This window comes from Hyphomicrobiales bacterium, assembly GCA_016125495.1.
In the GTDB taxonomy this organism is placed as follows: Bacteria; Pseudomonadota; Alphaproteobacteria; order Rhizobiales; family RI-29; genus RI-29.
The window spans coordinates 341,767-358,674 of the sequence record WGLQ01000002.1; the positions used below are offsets into that span (position 1 = coordinate 341,767).

General features: G+C 68.0%; 16 protein-coding genes. 3 read left to right on the forward strand and 13 right to left on the reverse strand.

What is annotated here, in order from left to right:
* Positions 1-2: 2 nt before the first annotated feature.
* The 7 genes from nadA to GC150_02085 form a co-directional block, all read right to left on the reverse strand.
* Positions 3-1,064 (reverse strand): quinolinate synthase NadA, encoded by a 1,062-nt coding sequence (gene nadA / locus GC150_02055; GenBank protein MBI1383684.1) that lies wholly within the window; start codon positions 1,062-1,064, stop codon positions 3-5.
* Between the two features lie 349 nt (positions 1,065-1,413).
* Entirely contained in the window at positions 1,414-2,424 is a 1,011-nt protein-coding gene (locus GC150_02060) for an NAD regulator (protein ID MBI1383685.1), read from the reverse strand.
* A 324-nt stretch (positions 2,425-2,748) separates the two neighbouring features.
* Positions 2,749-3,291, reverse strand: a complete 543-nt coding sequence (locus tag GC150_02065; protein MBI1383686.1) for a protein tyrosine phosphatase — start codon at positions 3,289-3,291, stop codon at positions 2,749-2,751.
* An 82-nt stretch (positions 3,292-3,373) separates the two neighbouring features.
* The gene (locus GC150_02070) at positions 3,374-4,021 is read right to left on the reverse strand and encodes an HD domain-containing protein (GenBank protein ID MBI1383687.1); all 648 of its coding nucleotides are present in this window, start codon (positions 4,019-4,021) and stop codon (positions 3,374-3,376) included.
* A 56-nt stretch (positions 4,022-4,077) separates the two neighbouring features.
* A complete protein-coding gene (locus tag GC150_02075; protein MBI1383688.1) occupies positions 4,078-4,365 on the reverse strand; it encodes a hypothetical protein in 288 nt (95 codons plus the stop codon).
* 87 nt (positions 4,366-4,452) lie between these two features.
* A complete protein-coding gene (tag, locus tag GC150_02080) occupies positions 4,453-5,100 on the reverse strand; it encodes a DNA-3-methyladenine glycosylase I (GenBank protein ID MBI1383689.1) in 648 nt (215 codons plus the stop codon).
* Positions 5,082-6,056 (reverse strand): folate-binding protein, encoded by a 975-nt coding sequence (locus tag GC150_02085; protein ID MBI1383690.1) that lies wholly within the window; start codon positions 6,054-6,056, stop codon positions 5,082-5,084. The genes tag and GC150_02085 overlap by 19 nt, the downstream gene beginning before the upstream one ends.
* Before the next feature lie 160 nt (positions 6,057-6,216).
* Between GC150_02085 and GC150_02090 the strand changes: the two genes are divergently transcribed.
* Positions 6,217-7,569, forward strand: coding sequence for a dihydroorotase (locus GC150_02090; protein ID MBI1383691.1), 1,353 nt, complete (start codon positions 6,217-6,219; stop codon positions 7,567-7,569).
* Positions 7,570-7,605: 36 nt separating this feature from the next.
* On the opposite strand, the gene GC150_02095 is transcribed toward GC150_02090, so the two are convergent.
* Entirely contained in the window at positions 7,606-8,202 is a 597-nt protein-coding gene (locus GC150_02095) for a hypothetical protein (GenBank protein MBI1383692.1), read from the reverse strand.
* Between the two features lie 186 nt (positions 8,203-8,388).
* Here GC150_02095 and GC150_02100 point away from each other — a divergent pair, with 186 nt between their 5' ends.
* Positions 8,389-9,078 carry a lysine transporter LysE gene (locus GC150_02100; protein MBI1383693.1) on the forward strand — a complete coding sequence of 230 codons (690 nt, stop codon included), beginning with the start codon at positions 8,389-8,391 and terminating at the stop codon, positions 9,076-9,078.
* Positions 9,079-9,128: 50 nt separating this feature from the next.
* On the opposite strand, the gene GC150_02105 is transcribed toward GC150_02100, so the two are convergent.
* The 5 genes from GC150_02105 to GC150_02125 form a co-directional block, all read right to left on the reverse strand.
* A complete protein-coding gene (locus GC150_02105; protein MBI1383694.1) occupies positions 9,129-10,262 on the reverse strand; it encodes a hypothetical protein in 1,134 nt (377 codons plus the stop codon).
* A gap of 108 nt (positions 10,263-10,370) precedes the next feature.
* Positions 10,371-11,237 carry an SDR family NAD(P)-dependent oxidoreductase gene (locus tag GC150_02110; protein MBI1383695.1) on the reverse strand — a complete coding sequence of 289 codons (867 nt, stop codon included), beginning with the start codon at positions 11,235-11,237 and terminating at the stop codon, positions 10,371-10,373.
* Positions 11,238-11,309: 72 nt separating this feature from the next.
* Positions 11,310-12,848, reverse strand: a complete 1,539-nt coding sequence (locus GC150_02115; GenBank protein ID MBI1383696.1) for a hypothetical protein — start codon at positions 12,846-12,848, stop codon at positions 11,310-11,312.
* A 265-nt stretch (positions 12,849-13,113) separates the two neighbouring features.
* Entirely contained in the window at positions 13,114-13,869 is a 756-nt protein-coding gene (locus tag GC150_02120; protein ID MBI1383697.1) for a crotonase/enoyl-CoA hydratase family protein, read from the reverse strand.
* Positions 13,870-13,872: 3 nt separating this feature from the next.
* Entirely contained in the window at positions 13,873-15,669 is a 1,797-nt protein-coding gene (locus tag GC150_02125; protein MBI1383698.1) for an acyl-CoA dehydrogenase, read from the reverse strand.
* A gap of 181 nt (positions 15,670-15,850) precedes the next feature.
* On the opposite strand from GC150_02125, the gene GC150_02130 reads away from it, so the two are divergent.
* A complete protein-coding gene (locus GC150_02130; protein MBI1383699.1) occupies positions 15,851-16,840 on the forward strand; it encodes a threonylcarbamoyl-AMP synthase in 990 nt (329 codons plus the stop codon).
* The last annotated feature ends 68 nt before the right edge of the window (positions 16,841-16,908 follow it).

The window sequence follows — 16,908 nt, forward strand, 5'->3', positions numbered from 1 at the left end:
GATTAGTGGGTGAGGTTGACCATGCGTTCGACGGCCTGGCGCGCCCTGGCGGCGACCGCGGGATCGACGGTCACCTCCTCGCGCATGTAGACGAGCGCCTCGAGAACCTTTTGGAGGGTAATGCGCTTCATGTGCGGGCAGAGGTTGCACGGCCGGATGAACTGAACATCGGGCGTCTCGGCCGCGACATTGTCGCTCATCGAGCATTCGGTCACCATCAACACCTTGGCGGGCCGATTGGTCTTGACCCAATCGATCATGCCCGAGGTCGAGCCCGTAAAATCGGCCTCGTCGATCACCTCGGGCGGGCACTCGGGATGCGCGATGATGCGGATCCCAGGGTTGGCCTCGCGGTACTCGCGCAGTTCGGCCGCAGTGAAGCGCTCGTGGACCTCGCAATGGCCCTTCCAGGTCAGGATCTCGACCTTGGTGTTGCGGGCGACATACTGGGCCAGGTACTCGTCGGGGATCAGCAGGACGCGCGGCGCACCGAGTGATTCCACGACTTTGACGGCGTTCGAGGAGGTGCAGCAGATGTCGCATTCCGCCTTCACGGCGGCCGACGTGTTGACGTAGGTGACGATCGGCACGCCCGGATAGGCCTCGCGGAGCAGGCGGACGTCCTCGGCGGTGATCGAATCGGCGAGCGAGCAGCCGGCCCGGCTGTCGGGGATCAGCACCGTCTTTTCCGGGTTCATCAGCTTCGACGTCTCGGCCATGAAGTGGACGCCGCACTGGACGATCACGTCGGCGTCGACGCGTGCGGCCTCGCGGGCGAGTTGCAGCGAATCGCCGACGAAATCGCCGATGCAATGGAAGATGTCCGGCGTCATGTAGTTGTGCGCCAGGATAACGGCGTTGCGCACCTTCTTGAGCTTGTTGATGGCATGTATCGTCGGCGCCAGAGCCGGCCATTCGATGCGCGGGATCACGGTCTCGACGCGCTCGTAGAGGTGCGCGGTCTCGCGCTCGACCTCTGGCGTCCAGACGAGTTCCGGCATCTCCAGCGACTTGAAGCGGCGGGTCTTGCCCGTCGTGCGGTCGACCATCGAAAGCTCGGTCATATTCACCTCCTCAGCCCCACCAGGGCGGGGCATCGCCCGTTGCCGGGCCTAGCGTCGACCAAGAATACTCAGTTTGAGTATATCTTGGGTCTTAAATTAGCCGGCTCGCCGGCCGGCCTCGCGAAGCGCCCTTTCGACACCCGTTTGTGACAATCATATGGACCAATCGACAGGAAATGCAATCGGTCCGGCCACAAACAATCGCGAGGTTCGGATAGGCAGGTGCGTCATCGAGGCCGCGAGTGGCACCCGCTTTGCGGGCGCTTGGCGCTGCACTTCAACGACTTCGTCGAAGACCGGCGGATGGCGCGCGCATTCGATGGCGCGCCATGCGTCCAAAGCATGTGGGTCAGACGTTCACCGCATGAACGCGCACGCCCGGCGCCGGGCGCTCCAGGAGCACTTCGCGCCTGAACCTGAAGAGCTTGGCGGGTCTGCCGCCGGTCTTGGCTCGAACCTCGCCGGTCGGAACGACGAGCCCACCATTCTCGACGAGGCGACGGAAGTTCTGCTTGTGGAGGTGACTGCCGAGAATGGCCTCGACGGTGCGTTGCAACTCGAACAGCGTGAACTCGGGCGGCATCACCTCGAAGATCACCGGCCGGTATTTGATTTTCGCGCGCAGACGGCTCATGGCCGTGGCGAGAATCCGGCGATGATCGAACATCATCGGCTGGCCGAAGGCCGGCAGGTCGGCCCAGCGGTGCGCGGCGGGTCGGCCATCCTCGCGGGCTTCGCGAACGAGACCGGCTTCGTAGAGCAATTCGTAGCGGTCGAGGGCCTTTTCCTCGTCCCAGCTCGCGCCATCGATGCCGAAACAAATCTTCAGCCGATCGATCGGACGCATCGGCTGATGGGCCCGCGTGGCGGCTTCCGGTGATTCGCACCAATCCCGAAGCCGCGGCAGCATCTCGCGGGTGATAATATCCGGCTTGCCGTTGCGCCAGTCTTCCCAAGGGAAAAATGCGTACCAGCTGCGCCAGGCGCCGCCCGATTGCACGGTCGGCTCCGGCATGCGGGTCAAGGCGACGTAACCGATCGAGACGACGTGCGGTTGCTTGCTCGTGGCCTCCGTCAGCCGACCGCGATCGGCGAACGTGTAGAGCTGCTCGACGAAGCCGAGGTTCAGCCCCGATTGTTTGGCCACCCATGTGCGCAGCCCCGTCTCGAGCGTGCGGTGATCTCGCGGCGAAAAGGGGCCGTTCGGCAGGGAATCGTAGCGCGCCGAGGCGGTGCCCGTGCGCACGGTCAGGATCTGCGGATCACCGCCATCGACGGCTCCGATCGCGGCGGTCAATCCGATTTCGAGTGTTGCTGCGGTCACTCCGGATTCCCATGCAATGGTGTTGGGCACGTTCATCGTTGTCCTTTCGGGTCCATCGCAGCCGACCGTCTCGTACAACTCAGCACCTGCGTGGCGTCCCGCCACACACACCCGCTTTCGCCGTATAGTTAAAACACATTTTGCTCAGATTTAGGCGAGTCGTAAAGGGCGTCAGGACACCATGGGGCTCCAGCCAATGTTCGCGCGGAAATATCAAGCGGTTGTTCAGAAAACTGATGTTGCCGCCCGGTGCGGAATCTCGATGCCGCGGGTCGAAATTCCAGCGGTGGGGAACATTGTGGCGAATCGACGTCACATTTCAGAGGCTGCCGGCTGGCGGGGATGCTCGCCGGCGGGCCATCACACCTCCAGGGGAAAGAGAAACGGTGTGGCCTCGGATGTCGGGGTTCCGGCCCCGATCGCCTCGACGGCGCGCACCATGCGCCCGTCGCGGCCGAGGATGCGGTCCGCATTGGTGACGAGCAGCCGATTGGGGTAGGCCGACGGCGAAGCGGATCGAAGCGCCAGCGCGAGCGCCATCTCGTCACGGTCGGGCAGAAGGGCGCACGCGATGGTGAATGCCGCGGCGGTCGATCGGCTGATCCCCGCCCAGCAGTGTACGACCATGGGCTCCGTGCGGTCCCATCGCTCGGTGAATGCCAGTAGCTGTTCGACATGCTCGGCGTCCGGGGTGACGAGGCCGTCGGTCGGCCGGACGATGTCGTTCATCGAAAGCCGCAGATGGTTGGCAGGGGAGATGAAGGCCGGCGTCGCGGGCATCATGCGTTCGTTGATGAGGCTCACGAGGTGGCGGGCGCCCGAGCGAACGAGGGTTTCGTCCACCGCGCTCAGCGGGCAGACGTGGAGGCAGGACTGACGCTGCTCTGGGTTCCGGATCGCCATCCTGGTCACTGTGCCGTCCGTCGTTTGCCACCCCAGCCGGCCCCGCCCCCGCCACGTCCGAGGACGGTGCAGCCGGTTCGTCTCATATGTGCCGGTTCAAAGCCTCGAAACGCTCCATGAAGGCGCGCCCGGCGCTCTCGGAATCGAGCGGCGTGAGCTTTTCCAGTTGCCGCCGCAGTTCACTCGGCAGGTCGGGCGGCGCCCTGAAAATCGCAAGAGCCTCATCCGGAGAAAATCCAGCAACGCCCCTCGCCTCATAATACGCGCTGATGCGGTCGGCGGACTTGATCGCCTCAAGGTGGGCGGCGTTGGGCGGGCTCGGCAGATCGAAGCGCACAAGGACAGCGGCGAAGATACGCCGCTCGACGGCCTTGTAGTCGTCTCCGATCGCGGCCTTGAAGGGGCTGATGAGATCGCCCACGACATATTCGGGAGCGTCGTGGAGGAGGGCCGTCAGGAGCAGGGGCCGGCTGCGCTCGGTAGCGGGCGAGAGATGACGGACGATCGCCTCGACCAGCAGGCTGTGCTGGGCGACGGAGAGGGCATGGGGCCCGTGGGTCTGGCCGTTCCAGCGCGCCACACGGGCGAGGCCGTGGGCGATATCCTCGATGGCGATATCACCCGGCGAGGGATCGAGGAGGTCGAGGCGGCGGCCGGACAGCATGCGCTGCCAGGCCCTCGGAACCTCTGGTGACGTGACGGTCGGCGAGTGCTTCGATCGTGATGCCATCGGACTCCAAATCCGGTTTCGCGCCAGCCGGTGCCATGCCCGGCCTCAGGGCGCCGTCACGCCCGTTGACGGCGCCTGCGCACGTAGGCCGCAATTTCGAAGGCGAGCCATAATACGACGACGAGGGCGGCGATCGGCAGAGTCGCGAGCGCCAGCCAACCCATGACGAACATCGAATAGAGAGTGTTCCCCCAATCGAGCCCGCCGATCCGACAGGGATTGGGGAACCCCTCGTGCAGGGTGCAGTCGTAGGTCCCGGCGAGCGCGGACGCGATCAGGACGGAAAAGACCGGCAGGAGTGCCAGGAAGAGGATCAGTCCGGCGATGAAGCGGAACCTGCGCATGGGGAGGGGACTCTCGGTACGGGGTTCGTTTCGACTGTGTCGGCGGGTTTCGGCGCCTGGCGAGCGCGGCAATCGCTCGGCCCTTGGTCATTCTGGCGACGCCGGACTTCTCGCGTCCAGCATACGCGAAACGACGGCCGCCTGCAGCTCCCCGCAGGGGCCATGGCGCCGACAACTCGCGAGGTGGTCGTTGACGAGGCCGCACGACTGCATCAAGGCATAGACCGTGGTCGGGCCGACGAAACGAAAACCATTTTTTTTCAATGATTTCGATATGGCGATCGAGGTCGGGGTCGAGGCTGGCACCTCGCTCATGGCGACGATGGCGGGGCGCGGCGGCTGCTCCAGGACGTGGTTCCAGAGGAGGCGGCTGAGGTTAACGCCTCGCTCCGCCAGGGAGAGGAATGCGCGGGCATTGTCGACCGTGGCGGCAATTTTCAGCCGGTTGCGTACGATGCCCGGGTCGGCCTCGAGGGCGGCGAGCTTGGCCGGCGTGTAGCGCGCGATACGCTCGGGATCGAAACCGTCGAAGACGTTTCGGAAGTGCTCGCGCTTGCGCAGGATCGTGATCCAGGAAAGGCCGGCCTGGAAGCCTTCCAGAACCAGCTTTTCAAAGAGATCGCGATCGCTCGTGCGAGGTACGCCCCATTCCTCGTCGTGATAGCGCCGATAAAGGGGGTCCTCGCCCGGCCAGGGGCAGTCGGTCGCAGGATGACTCACGATGCGTCTCCGCAATCTCCTGGCCCGCTCGTTGCCGCGACCGCTTCGAGCTCGCCTGCGAGCCAAGGTACGGCGCGCACGTCGATCGCGACGTCGCCGGCGGTCATCGTCTCGCCTGCGGTGCGGGCGCGGGCGAGACGGTCGAGACGCAAGGTGGCGATCGCGAGGCCCCTGCTGGAGGAGCCGAGCGTGCCGATGGCGACCGAGCCGGCGCGGATTTTGGTACCTGCCGGCGGCAGCGGCGCGCCGTTCGGGCGCGCTTCGACGGCGACGGTGCGCGTGCGGATGGTCGCCTTGTGACGCATGCGCGAGACGACCTCCTGACCGACGTAGCAGCCCTTCTTGAAGTCGATCCCGCCGAGCAGGTCGTAATCGACGTCGTGTGGATAGACCTCGTTCGGCGCATAATCGTGGGTCAGCTCGGGAACGCCCTGGAGGACGCGGTGGTGGTGGTAGTCGGCGAGGCGCGCCTCGGCGAGTAGGGCGCTGCTTCCGGCGATCCGCTCTGCGAGGCCGACGCCGGCCGTAGCGAGCGTGTCGGGGTGGGCGGCAACGCGTCTGCCCAAGGTCTCGAGGCGCGGGTCCCGGAAGGCCATGACGTCATCCGGTAGTGACGCCGGTGGGCCGAGGTCGCCCTCCTCGCTCCAGATCGCCGCGACCGCCAATTGATCGCTGGCGTCGGCGATCTCGACCTTGGCACGGAGGCGGTAGAACCCGAGGCGCTTGACGAGATCGCCGACGAGCGGGCGTGGGCAGTCGAGGTAGAACTCCCGGTCCCACTTCCAGACGAGGAAGTCGAATAGCACCTTGCCCTGCGGCGTCAGCAATCCGGCGAAGCGGATCGTCATGAACTCCTCGAGCCCGTCGACGGCATTCGTGACGAGACCGTTGAGGAAGCCGGCGGCGTCGGGGCCGGACACGCGGACCATCGCCCGGTCATCGAGCAGGGTCCACTTGCGTTCGGCTGGCATCAATGTGCGCTCCTCAACGATGGCACGATCGACACGATCCCGCGGCGCGGAGCGTCCGCATTCGCGTGGATCGCGGCCTTTTCATGCACGCGCGCAAGACTTACGTTAGGGGCGTGGGCCTTTCAAGCGTGCCTGCGTTCGTGTCACCCGGGGGAGTGCGATGCAAGAGCACGTCGATCTGCTGGTCAGTGGCGGCACCGTCGTCAATCACGACGGCACCCACGAGGCGGACATCGCCATCGCGGAGGGCCGCATCGTCGCGCTCGGGCGCGCGGCGCGGGACGTCAAGCCGGCCCGAACGATCGACGTGCGGGGGCTGCATATCCTGCCCGGTGTGATCGACACCCAGGTGCACTTTCGCGAGCCGGGTGGCGAGCACAAGGAGGACCTCGAAAGCGGCAGCCGGGCGGCGGTGCTGGGCGGCGTGACCGGGGTCTTCGAGATGCCGAACACGAACCCGACCACGACTAGTGAGGAGGCGCTGGCGGACAAGCTCGCCCGCGCGCACCATCGCATGCACTGCGATTTCGCGTTCTACGTCGGTGGAACGCGGGAAAACGCAGCGGACGTCGGACGCCTCGAGCGGCTCGCCGGGGCAGCCGGCATCAAGGTTTTCATCGGCTCCTCGACGGGTAACCTGCTGGTCGAGGACGATGGCGGACTGGAGGCCGTGGTCTCGCGAATCTCACGGCGCGCGGCCTTCCACTGCGAAGACGAACCACGCCTCAGGGAGCGCGCCGGGCTCAGAATCCCGGGAGATGCCTCCAGTCACCCCGTGTGGCGGGACGAGGAGGCGGCGCTCATCGCGACGCGCCGGCTCGTCGAGATGGCCACGCGGCTCGGCAAGCGCGTGCATGTGCTGCACATCTCGACCGGCGAGGAAATGGCCTACCTCAAGGCCCATCGCCACGCGGCGAGCGTCGAGGTGACGCCGCACCACCTGACACTCGCGGGCGAGGAGGCCTATGAACGGCTCGGGACCCTGGCGCAGATGAACCCGCCGGTGCGAGGTTCGCGTCATCGCGAGGCGATTTGGCGTGCACTCGCGGATGGTGTCGTCGATGTGCTCGGCTCCGACCACGCCCCGCACACGCTCGAGGAAAAGGCCAAGCCCTACCCGCAATCTCCCTCCGGCATGCCGGGCGTGCAGACCCTGGTGCCGGTCATGCTCGACCACGTCAACGGTGGCAAGCTGTCGCTCGAGCGCTTCGTCGATCTGACCAGCCACGGGCCACAGCGCCTCTTCGGCATCGCCGGCAAGGGGCGGATCGCGGCCGGCTACGACGCGGACCTGACCATCGTCGATTTGAAGCGCCGCCAGCGGATCACCAATGATTGGATCGCCTCGCGCTGCGGCTGGACACCCTACGACGGCATGGCCGTGACAGGCTGGCCGGTCGGCACGTTCGTGCGTGGCCGGCAGGTGATGTGGCAGGGCGAGATCGTCGAGGCGGGGGTCGGCGAAGCGATCGATTTCCACGGACTGACGGTGCCCAGGCGATCCGTCGGCTGATCGCATCCGAAGGCGCGGCCCGATCCGGCCGTTCGATCAATCGCCATTCGGCGGTGTGAAGGACAGCCAGACCCCATCCTCGGAAATGGCGACCTGCCAGCCGGTATAGCGGCCGGCCGCCAGCATGGTTCCCGCCTCGTTCGGGCTCGCGACCTGGAGAAGTGCGACGATATCCTCGCCGCTCGCGCTTTGCAGGTCGACGTCGACGAGGTAGGGGAAGACATAGACACGGGCGCTGTTCTCGGTCCGCTCGGCGGGCGGCAGCGCGAGAACGGCGGCGAGACGCGCCAGAACCAGCCGGCCGGAGAACGCGGGATCGTGGCGCTGCCAGGCTTCGACGGCGCCAGCGGGCGTTGCGATGCCCGGCCCGAAGTCCGGCGGCAGTTCGTTGAGTTCGACAACCGCCAAGAGCGCCTCGAAGCTGCCGGAGAGGGCCGCATCCACGATCGCGTTACGCATCTCCTCGGCCGGCGCATCGATCGCGCCGATGCCGGAATCGGCTGTGGAGCGTTCACTTTGCGCAACGAGTGACACCAGAATGTAACCATGCCCGGCAGCGAATGCGGGCATAGAGGGGAGACTCGCCGTTATCGCGCCAGCGAGCCAAAGGCACATCACCGTCCATCGTGCCATCCGACATCCTCCCGGGCGAATTCGCGGTTCGAGGCCACCGATCCCGATCGAAGAGCATAAATCCAGCATGCGGACCGGCAAATTGCAACTTGCCAGCAGGGGTGGCGGGGCGGCACGCGGGGGGGCCGGGTGCGGCCCGGCCGAGCGCGTCCCGGCGCGAGGGCCCTCGATCCACCGAGGTCGGTCATGATACCCGACCATCACTATATCCTGGCCGGGCTCGCGCTCGGGATCCTGGTGGCGGCGCCCGTCGGACCGGTCAACATCATTTGCATTCAGCGCACGCTCGAGCGGGGCTTCTGGGGCGGGATCGCGGCGGGGCTCGGGGCGGTCCTCGCCGATGGCGTCCTGGCGATGGCGGCCGCATCGGGGATTACCGCGATCACCAAGACGATCGACGACTACGGGTTCGAGATCCAGTTGATCGGAGGGGGCGTCCTCGCCGCATTCGGTCTGAAGCTGATGGCGGGTGGCAAGAGCCTCGAGACCGATGGCGGTGCGCCGGCTGGCAAGCGGCGGCTGGCGGACAAGTGGACCGCGCCGCAGACCTTCCTTCTCACCATCACCAACCCGGGCGCCGTGCTCGGCATCTTCGCCCTGGTCGGTGGCACGGGCACGGCGCTCGGCGGCTTCACCACCTACCGCGACGCCTTCACGTTCGTCATATCGGTCATGGCGGGCAGCATGCTGTGGTGGACCGGACTCTCACGGGTCATCAGCACACTGCGCCACAGGCTCACGGCGCGGCGGCTCCTGCTGATCAATCGCATCTCGGGGGGCGTGCTGCTCGCCTTCGGCGCGCTGCTCATTGTGCGTTCGCTGCTGGGGTACGTGCCATCGGTGCCGCATCCGGCACTCGCCTCCAACCTGCTCTGACGGGGGGCCGCAGGCCGGTCCGATGCCGCGATGCGGCCCGGGCCGGAGCGCTACTGCTTGCCGAACGGCTGCATGTACCATTTGACGCGACCCGATCCGCCGGTGGTGGCGGGCGCGGCTTGCGCGGGACGCGCGGCGGGCCGGTTGGCACCGCGTTGAACGGCCGGCTTCTGAGCCTGGCGCGTGCGAGCCGGGGCCTCGGGCTTCTTTGCTCGGGTCGGCGCCGGGCTGACCGTTGGGCGGGCGGTTGGCGCCTGTTCCGGCAACTCGACCGAGGGTTCGTCGGCGATCGCGGCGGTCGGCGTCAGGTGGCCCTGCGTCGAGGCCGTTTCCACCGGATCGCCATCGGTTGCCGCGATGCGGACCTCGGGGCGCACGACGCCGACGATCCCGCTCGCGAGACGGACCTCGGCCCGGTCGACGGGCAGCGTGTCGCGACCGTTGGCGCGAATCAGTGTCGGGGTGGGCACGTGAACGTCCAGCGCTACCGGGAGTTGTGCGTTGATGACGGACACCTCGGCCTCGCGGCTGAACACGGCGAGCACATTCATGCGTCCATGATCGTCCGGGATGACCACCCCCAGAACGTCGTGAAAGTATTCCCGCGGGTGCAGCGTCGGTCGGTCGGGTGATGGTCCCGGGGCGACTTCGGCGCCGCGTCCGGTGACTTTCGGGAGTGGGGATTCGGCCGCCACTTCGATGGTGCGTGGGCGTGCCTCATCGCCTCCACGCACGACGACGAGAAAGCCGGGGAGCGCCGTGCAAGAGTTGAAATCTGTTAATGATTTCAACGTGTACCTGGCAAAGGTCGGTTTCCGGAAGTGGTCGCCGCAAGGTTCGTCGGCGATCTCCTCGTGCCGGGCCGCAGCGGTCCTGGCTTCAGGGGGAAGCAGGTCGTCGAGGAAATCATCCGCAGGCTGCCAGACGGCGACCGGTTGGCTCGGCGACCGCTCGATGGTGGAGCCCGGCGCTTCGCGCATGCGCATGTCCGGGGCACCGACGTGGGCTTGCACGACCAGGGCCGCCGCCATGAACGTTGCCACGGCCATTGCAGCGTGATGCTTTCGAAGGGTGCCGGGCATGGCCACATTCCACAATCTCAGGTTGTGGATAGTGTAAGATGGAACCCTAAACGAACGGTTAATCCATGTCCCGGGATGAAGCGTTATGGCCAGCGGCAGCAACGACTTTCGCATCCGTGGGAAATCCTCGGCGCACCAGGAAGGGTTGCAGCCGTCGGCGCGCAGGGTGCTTGGGTGCCGGGCCGTCGCGCGGCGCGGGGTCGGCCGATCTCAGGTGTTCACCGCCTTGAGGGAGACCGGCGGAACCGAGGAATCGGGGACGAAGAAGTCCGGTTGCAGATCGACCGTCGGGTCGACGCGGTACTTGTCGAAGTCGCGCACGCCTTCCTCGTAGAGCAGCGTGTCGTCGATCACGAATTGGCCGGTGAACGTGCGTGACGGCTTCGTCAAAACCGCGTGCGCGGCGTCGGCCATGATCTCGGGGGTGCGGCTCGCGCGCATAACCGCATCGCCGCCGACGATGTTGGCGATGGCAGCGGTCGCGATGGTGGTGCGTGGCCAGAGCGCGTTGACCGCGATTCCGTCGCGCGCGAACTCACCCGCCATGCCGAGGACGCAGAGACTCATCCCGTACTTCGCGATCGAATAGGCGACATGGCCGGCGAACCATTTCGTCCGCAGGTCGAGTGGTGGCGAGAGCATCAGGATGTGCGGGTTGGCGGCCTTGCGAAGGTGTGGCTGGCAGAGCTTCGATGTGAGGAAGGTGCCGCGCGTGTTGATCTGGTGCATCAGATCGAAGCGCTTCATGTCGGTGTCGGGGGTCCGCGTCAGCTGGATGGCGCTGGCGTTGTTCACGCAGATGTCGATGCCACCGAAGGTTGCCACGGTTCGCTCGACGGCCGCCGCGACCGCCGCCTCGTCGCGGATGTCGCAGAGGATGGGTAGAGCCTTGCCGCCGGCCCGTTCGATGTCTTCGGCGGCGGTGTGGATGGTGCCTGGCAACTTGGGGTGCGGCTCGGCCGTCTTGGCGGCGATGGCGACGTTTGCCCCGTCGCGGGCGGCGCGCACTGCGATCGCATGACCGATGCCTCGGCTGCCGCCGGTGATGAAGAGCGTCTTTCCGGCGAGCGTTGCCATCGGCTGTCTCCTTGCTGCATCAGCGGGTCGCTGGTGCGACGATGCGCCACGAGGTGGGCGGTCGCAAGTGCCCTATCCGGCGGTCCGCGGTTCGCCGTCCATGCGCGCGGTGATGGCGCGCGCCAGCCGGGCCACCTCGACGGGGACGGCGGCGAGCGCGACGACCGGCAGAAATGCAAAGAGGAACACGAGTATCCGGCCGCCTCGACGGGCCACCAGTTCGGCATCGGAGCGGTGTACCGATAGCGGCAGCGGTGGCCAGAGGGCATGGAACCAGCGGGTCGCCGTCGGGATCGCGAGCAAGCCCATCGCGATGAGTGCGAGATAGCCGAACTGGAGCCAGCTCGGCGCCCAGGGAACGATCCGAAGCCGCAACTCCTCGAGGCGGGCCCTGCTCGCGAGGGCAGCGGTGACGGAGCGGGCCTCCAGATCACCGTTCGCACGCGCAACGAGGCCGGTGACGACACCGACCACGACCGCCCCGGCGCCGCTGACGACATCCGGTGCCGCCGCGTCCAGCAAAGCATCGAGGCCAGCGCGCGGCTCGACACTGAGGCCCGTCGTCAGACCGCCCGTGGAATCGATGGCGGCGGTTCGTTCGAGGCGCAGCCCCTGGCCTTGGTAGGCGATCGCCGTTAAGAGGTGGCCGAGTGTCGGCTCCTTGCGGGCGCGCTCCAGACGGGCCACGTCGATCGGCTGCCAGACGACATTGCGGCTGCCGGGCTGGGTCGGGCTGGCCGTGTCGACGATGAGTAGTTCGACGCCGGCGGCTCGCGCCGAGCGAACCAGTGCCGTCACCCGCATGCGCGGATCGGGCTCGGTCTTCGGGCCGGCCAGCAATTCGCCATCGCGCACTGCGCCAGCGAGGATCACCAGTTGACCGTCGAGGCGCGTCCAGGCGCCATGGAGCGCCTCCGGCATCACCTTTTCGACGGTCGCCACCGGTCGTCCCACGTCGGCGTTGCGTCGCACGAATGGGCGCCACGGGGGGCGGACGCCGAGCCGGGCCGCCCCTTCGGGATCGAGCGCAAGCAGCCGCGTGCGGTCGGTGACCGTTCGGCGGCGGAGGTGCCACAGCAACTCGGCTGTCGAGCCGTCGGACGTCAGTGGCAGGAGCAGGCGCCCATGGGCGACCACATAGGCAGGGCCTTCCTCGCCGGCGCGGACCGGATAGACGCGGCCTTCGATGAGCGTGTGCGGTGCGACGCGCTTGGGAAGCAGCGCGAGCGCGCCGGGGGTCGTGGCGAGCCCGTCGGGAGCAACGAGCAGGGCGATTTCACTCTGCGGCTCGCTGTCGGTCGCATCGCCGGCGGTCGCCGGGGCGCCGACGCCAGCGAGCGGGAGCCAGCGCAATGCCGTTCGCAGCTCGTAGCGACCCGAGGCGGTGACGGTGCGCCCATCCGGCGCGGCGAGTCGCCAGGTGCCATCACTGGCGACGGCCGCAGCCAGTGCCGGCACGCCGCCAATGCGTGGTGTTTCCGCAAGGTGGGCGCTGACGGCGGTCAACCCTTTGAAATCGTCGGCTTCGGCAACCTCGGCGGCCGTGGCGTGGGCGCGCTCGGCAATGCCGGATGCGATGGCGAGGAGCAGCGCGAGGAACAACGTGAGCATGGCGTTCGGAGACGCGGGCCGGCGAACGGCCGGGGCCGCGCATGGACGAGCGGCCGTGTCGGCCAACCGGCCGCTACACGAATGTCGTCTCGGCAATCGGCGCCTCGCGGTCTGGAGAAGAGCCTCAATCATCGCGCATGGAGACATGGAGCATGGCCGCCGGTTTGACCAGTGCCGGTGCGCACGGATCGCCAAGTGTCCCCGGCAAATGCGTGCGGGCCGGGTGGCGGGTGTGTCGATCGCGCATTCGGGCGGCGGTCGTGGATCAGGCGCTCCCCGAGCCGCGCTTGTCGAGGAATGCGGCGAAGGCGGCGCGTGCCTCGGGGCTCGCGAGGCGTTCCGCGAAGACCGTGGCTTCCCGATCGATGCGCGTCAGCACGGCATCGGGTTCGCCGCGCAGCAACCGGCGTGTCGCCGCGAGCGCGCCGGCGGGCTTGGTGGCGAGGCGTCGGGCTGCCTCGAGGGCGCGGTGCTCGACCTCGTCGGGGGGTGTGACCGCGTTGACGAAACCGGCCTCACGCGCCATTGCGGCGGAGTACGGATCGCCGAGCGCGAGCATCTCGAAGGCCCGGGCGTGGCCCATGCGGGCAGGCATCAGGAGGCTCGAGGCCGCTTCGGGCACCAGGGCGAGGTCGACGAAGGGCGTGCGAAAGCTCGAACGATCGCTCGCATAGACGAGATCACAATGAAAGAGCAGCGTCGTGCCGATGCCGACCGCAAGGCCGTCGACGGCGGCAACCAGCGGTTTGGCGGTCGTCGCGAGCGAGCGCAGGAAGCGCAGCACCGGCTCGCCGAGGGCGCCGGATTGGGCGAAGGCGAGGAATTCCGAGAGGTCGTTGCCGGCGCAAAAGGCTCCCGGCGTGCCGGCAAAGACGTGCGCGGCGATGGCCGGGTCGGCGTCACCGGAAACTAGGGCATCGGCGAGGGCCGCATACATCGGGCCGGTGACGGCATTGCGCTTTTCCGGTCGCGCAAAGCGCAGCACCTGCACGGGGCCGTCGTGGGTGATCTCGATGGTCATCTCTCAGGACTCCAGGAGTGCGAGCGCGGAGCCGTCCGCGAGGCCATCGCCACCGCCCAGCACGACGCGAAGGTCGCCGACCGCCTCGGCAGCGATGTTGGTGGCGAAGAAGCGGGCGAGTTCGCGGGCGCTGGCGTGGTCCGAGGTCCCTGGCGGTCGGCGAAGCGCACGTAGCGCGGCGCGGGCGAGGTAGCAGCCGCCGGCCGCCTTGCCGAAGAGCGCGAGGTAGGGCGTTGCAACGGCGAGCATGGAGGCCCCGTCGCCCGCGCGGGCGGCGTCCGACAGCATCCATTCGGTGGCTTCTGCGAGCGAATCGACGGCGAGATCGAGGTCCCTGGCGATCGCCGTGAGGCCGGGCTCGTTGCTGGCCCGTACCTCGGCCAGAATGCCGCGCAGGAAGCCGATGTAACCGCGCACCACGGCACCGCCCTCGAGCGGCAGCTTGCGCACCGCGAGGTCGATGGCCTGGATGCCGTTGGTGCCCTCGTAGATCGTGAAGATGCGGGCGTCGCGCAGGAGCTGGGCGGCGCCGGTCTCCTCGATGTAGCCCATCCCGCCATGCACCTGGATGCCGAGGGATGCGACCTCGACGCCGGCATCGGTCGAGAAGGCCTTGGCGACCGGGGTGAGGAGGGCGGCGGTGGCGGCGCCCTCGGCCCGTGCGGCCGCGTCGCGGGCGCGCTCGGAGCGATCGATGGCGCCGGCCGTGGCGAGGCAGAGCATGCGGCTGGCGGCGGTCAGCGCCTTCATGCGCATGAGATTGCGCTGCACGTCGGGGTGGCGAACGATGGGTGACATCTCACCCGGCGCGGCGCCAGGGGCGGCCCCCTGCCGACGCTCGTTGGCGTAGGCGATGGCGTGCTGGGTCGCGGCCTCGGCGATGGCGACGCCCTGGATGCCGACGGCGAGGCGGGCGGCGTTCATCATCAGGAACATGACGGCGAGGCCCTTGTGCTCCTCGCCGATCAGCCAGCCGACGGCGCCGCCGTGCTCGCCGTAGGTCATGGTGCACGTGGGGCTCGAATGGAGGCCGAGCTTGTGCTCGAGGCCGGTGCAGCGCACGTCGTTGAGCGCGCCGAGGGAGCCATCCTGCGAAACGAGGCGTTTCGGTACCAGGAAGAGCGAGATGCCCTTCGTGCCCGGTGGGGCGTCCGGTAGGCGGGCGAGGACCAGATGCACGATATTCTCGGTGAGGTCGTGGTCGCCGTAGCTGATGAAGATCTTGGTCCCGGTGATGCGATAGGTGCCATCGCCGGCACGCTCGGCGCGCGTGCGCAGGGCACCGAGGTCGGAGCCGGCCTGCGGCTCCGTGAGGTTCATGGTGCCGGCCCACTCGCCCGAGGTGAGCCTGGCAAGATAGCGCTCGCGGATTTCCGGGCTCGCTTTGGCTTCGAGCGCGTGGACCGCGCCGTGCGTCAGGATCGGACCCAAGGCAAAGCTCGTGTTGGCGCCGTTCCAGATTTCGCAGGCGGCCATGGAGAGGCTGCTCGGCAGGTTCTGGCCGCCGTAGGCTTCCGGGCAGGGCAGGCCCGACCAGCCGGCTTCACACCAGCTGCGATAGGCCGCCTTGAATTCGGCCGGCATCACGACACCGCTTTCGGTGAGGCGGGCGCCGACCTTGTCGCCGAGCCGGTTGAGTGGTGCCAGTTCCTCCTCGGCGAAGCGGCCGGCCTCGGTCACGACCTGAGCGACGAGGTCCCGGTCGAGCCCTTCGAGATCACCGTTCGCGAGCGCGCGATCGAGATCGGCACCGGCATCGAGGGCGGTCATGATGTCGTCGATCGGTGCACGGTAGGGCATAGTCGTCGGGCCTCCATGTCTCTCACATCCTACCCGCCGGATGCCGTATCCTCGGCCGGCGGTGGGCGACATACCTTTACGCTTTCGTCAGGGCGAGGCAAACGGGCGTATGGAGACAGGCCGCCGGCGGCACGGGAACCTGATGGCGCGCGTACCGGACGGCAAGGGAGTTGGGAGCATCATGCAGGGCGGCCCGGTGGCCATCGATGGTGAGCTGGTGAAGGCGGCAGCCGAGCGACTGGCCAGCGGCGGGATCGTCGCCTTCCCGACCGAGACGGTCTACGGCCTCGGGGGGGACGCCACGAGCGGCCTTGCGGTCGCTCGCATCTACGAACTCAAGGGGCGGCCCCGGTTCAATCCGCTGATCGTGCATCTCGCGGAGGTGGTGGCGGCACTCCGGCTCGGCGTGCGGGATCGGCGGGCGGAGCGGCTCGCGGAACGCTTCTGGCCGGGCCCGCTCACCATCGTGGTGGAGCGAGCACCGGAGAGCGGGCTTTCAGAGCTGGTCTCGGCCGGGCTTTCGAGCGTTGCGCTGCGCGTGCCGAGCCATCCGGTGGCGCGCCAGCTCCTCACCCTCGTCGGCCGGCCGATCGCCGCGCCGAGCGCCAATCGTTCCGGGCGGATCAGTCCGACGACGGCGGCGCACGTCAGGGCCGAATTCGGCGATCGCGTCGACATCGTCCTGGACGCCGGAGCGAGCACGATCGGGCTCGAATCGACCGTCGTTTCGCTGATCGGCGGCGCGGCGCGCATCCTGCGGCCCGGAGCCGTGACGCAGGCCGAGATCGAGGCGGTGCTCGGCGAGCGGGTGGAAGTCGGGGGGGGAGCCGCCGCCGACACGTTGCCCATCGCGCCGGGCCAGCTCGCGAGCCACTATGCACCGCGGGCGCGGGTGCTCCTCGATTGCCTCGAAGCCGGTGCCGGGTCAGCATTCCTCGGCTTCGGCGACGTGAGTGGTGGGGGGGCGGCCGTTGGCGGCCCCCGGTGCAACCTCAGTCCGCGTGGCGACCTGGAGGAGGCGGCGGCAAACCTCTATGCCATGCTGCGCGAACTGGATGCGACGGGCGTCGATGCGATCGCGGTCGCGCCGGTGCCAGAGGTCGGGCTCGGCGTCGCGATCAACGAACGGCTGCGGCGGGCGGCGGCGCCACGTCCCCGGGGGGACGATTGAGCCGGCGGCTGCGGCCGCTGGCGAGCCGCGTGGTTTGACGCTAACGAGGGGCGGTTCGGCGCCCTGAC

Coding starts and splice junctions, on each gene's coding strand:
- nadA (MBI1383684.1), bottom strand. CDS start 1,064: ATGACCGAGCTTTCGATGGTCGACCGCACGACGGGCAAGACCCGCCGC.
- GC150_02060 (MBI1383685.1), bottom strand. CDS start 2,424: ATGAACGTGCCCAACACCATTGCATGGGAATCCGGAGTGACCGCAGCA.
- GC150_02065 (MBI1383686.1), bottom strand. CDS start 3,291: ATGGCGATCCGGAACCCAGAGCAGCGTCAGTCCTGCCTCCACGTCTGC.
- GC150_02070 (MBI1383687.1), bottom strand. CDS start 4,021: ATGGCATCACGATCGAAGCACTCGCCGACCGTCACGTCACCAGAGGTT.
- GC150_02075 (MBI1383688.1), bottom strand. CDS start 4,365: ATGCGCAGGTTCCGCTTCATCGCCGGACTGATCCTCTTCCTGGCACTC.
- GC150_02085 (MBI1383690.1), bottom strand. CDS start 6,056: ATGCCAGCCGAACGCAAGTGGACCCTGCTCGATGACCGGGCGATGGTC.
- GC150_02090 (MBI1383691.1), top strand. CDS start 6,217: ATGCAAGAGCACGTCGATCTGCTGGTCAGTGGCGGCACCGTCGTCAAT.
- GC150_02095 (MBI1383692.1), bottom strand. CDS start 8,202: ATGGCACGATGGACGGTGATGTGCCTTTGGCTCGCTGGCGCGATAACG.
- GC150_02100 (MBI1383693.1), top strand. CDS start 8,389: ATGATACCCGACCATCACTATATCCTGGCCGGGCTCGCGCTCGGGATC.
- GC150_02110 (MBI1383695.1), bottom strand. CDS start 11,237: ATGGCAACGCTCGCCGGAAAGACGCTCTTCATCACCGGCGGCAGCCGA.
- GC150_02115 (MBI1383696.1), bottom strand. CDS start 12,848: ATGCTCACGTTGTTCCTCGCGCTGCTCCTCGCCATCGCATCCGGCATT.
- GC150_02120 (MBI1383697.1), bottom strand. CDS start 13,869: ATGACCATCGAGATCACCCACGACGGCCCCGTGCAGGTGCTGCGCTTT.
- GC150_02125 (MBI1383698.1), bottom strand. CDS start 15,669: ATGCCCTACCGTGCACCGATCGACGACATCATGACCGCCCTCGATGCC.
- GC150_02130 (MBI1383699.1), top strand. CDS start 15,851: ATGCAGGGCGGCCCGGTGGCCATCGATGGTGAGCTGGTGAAGGCGGCA.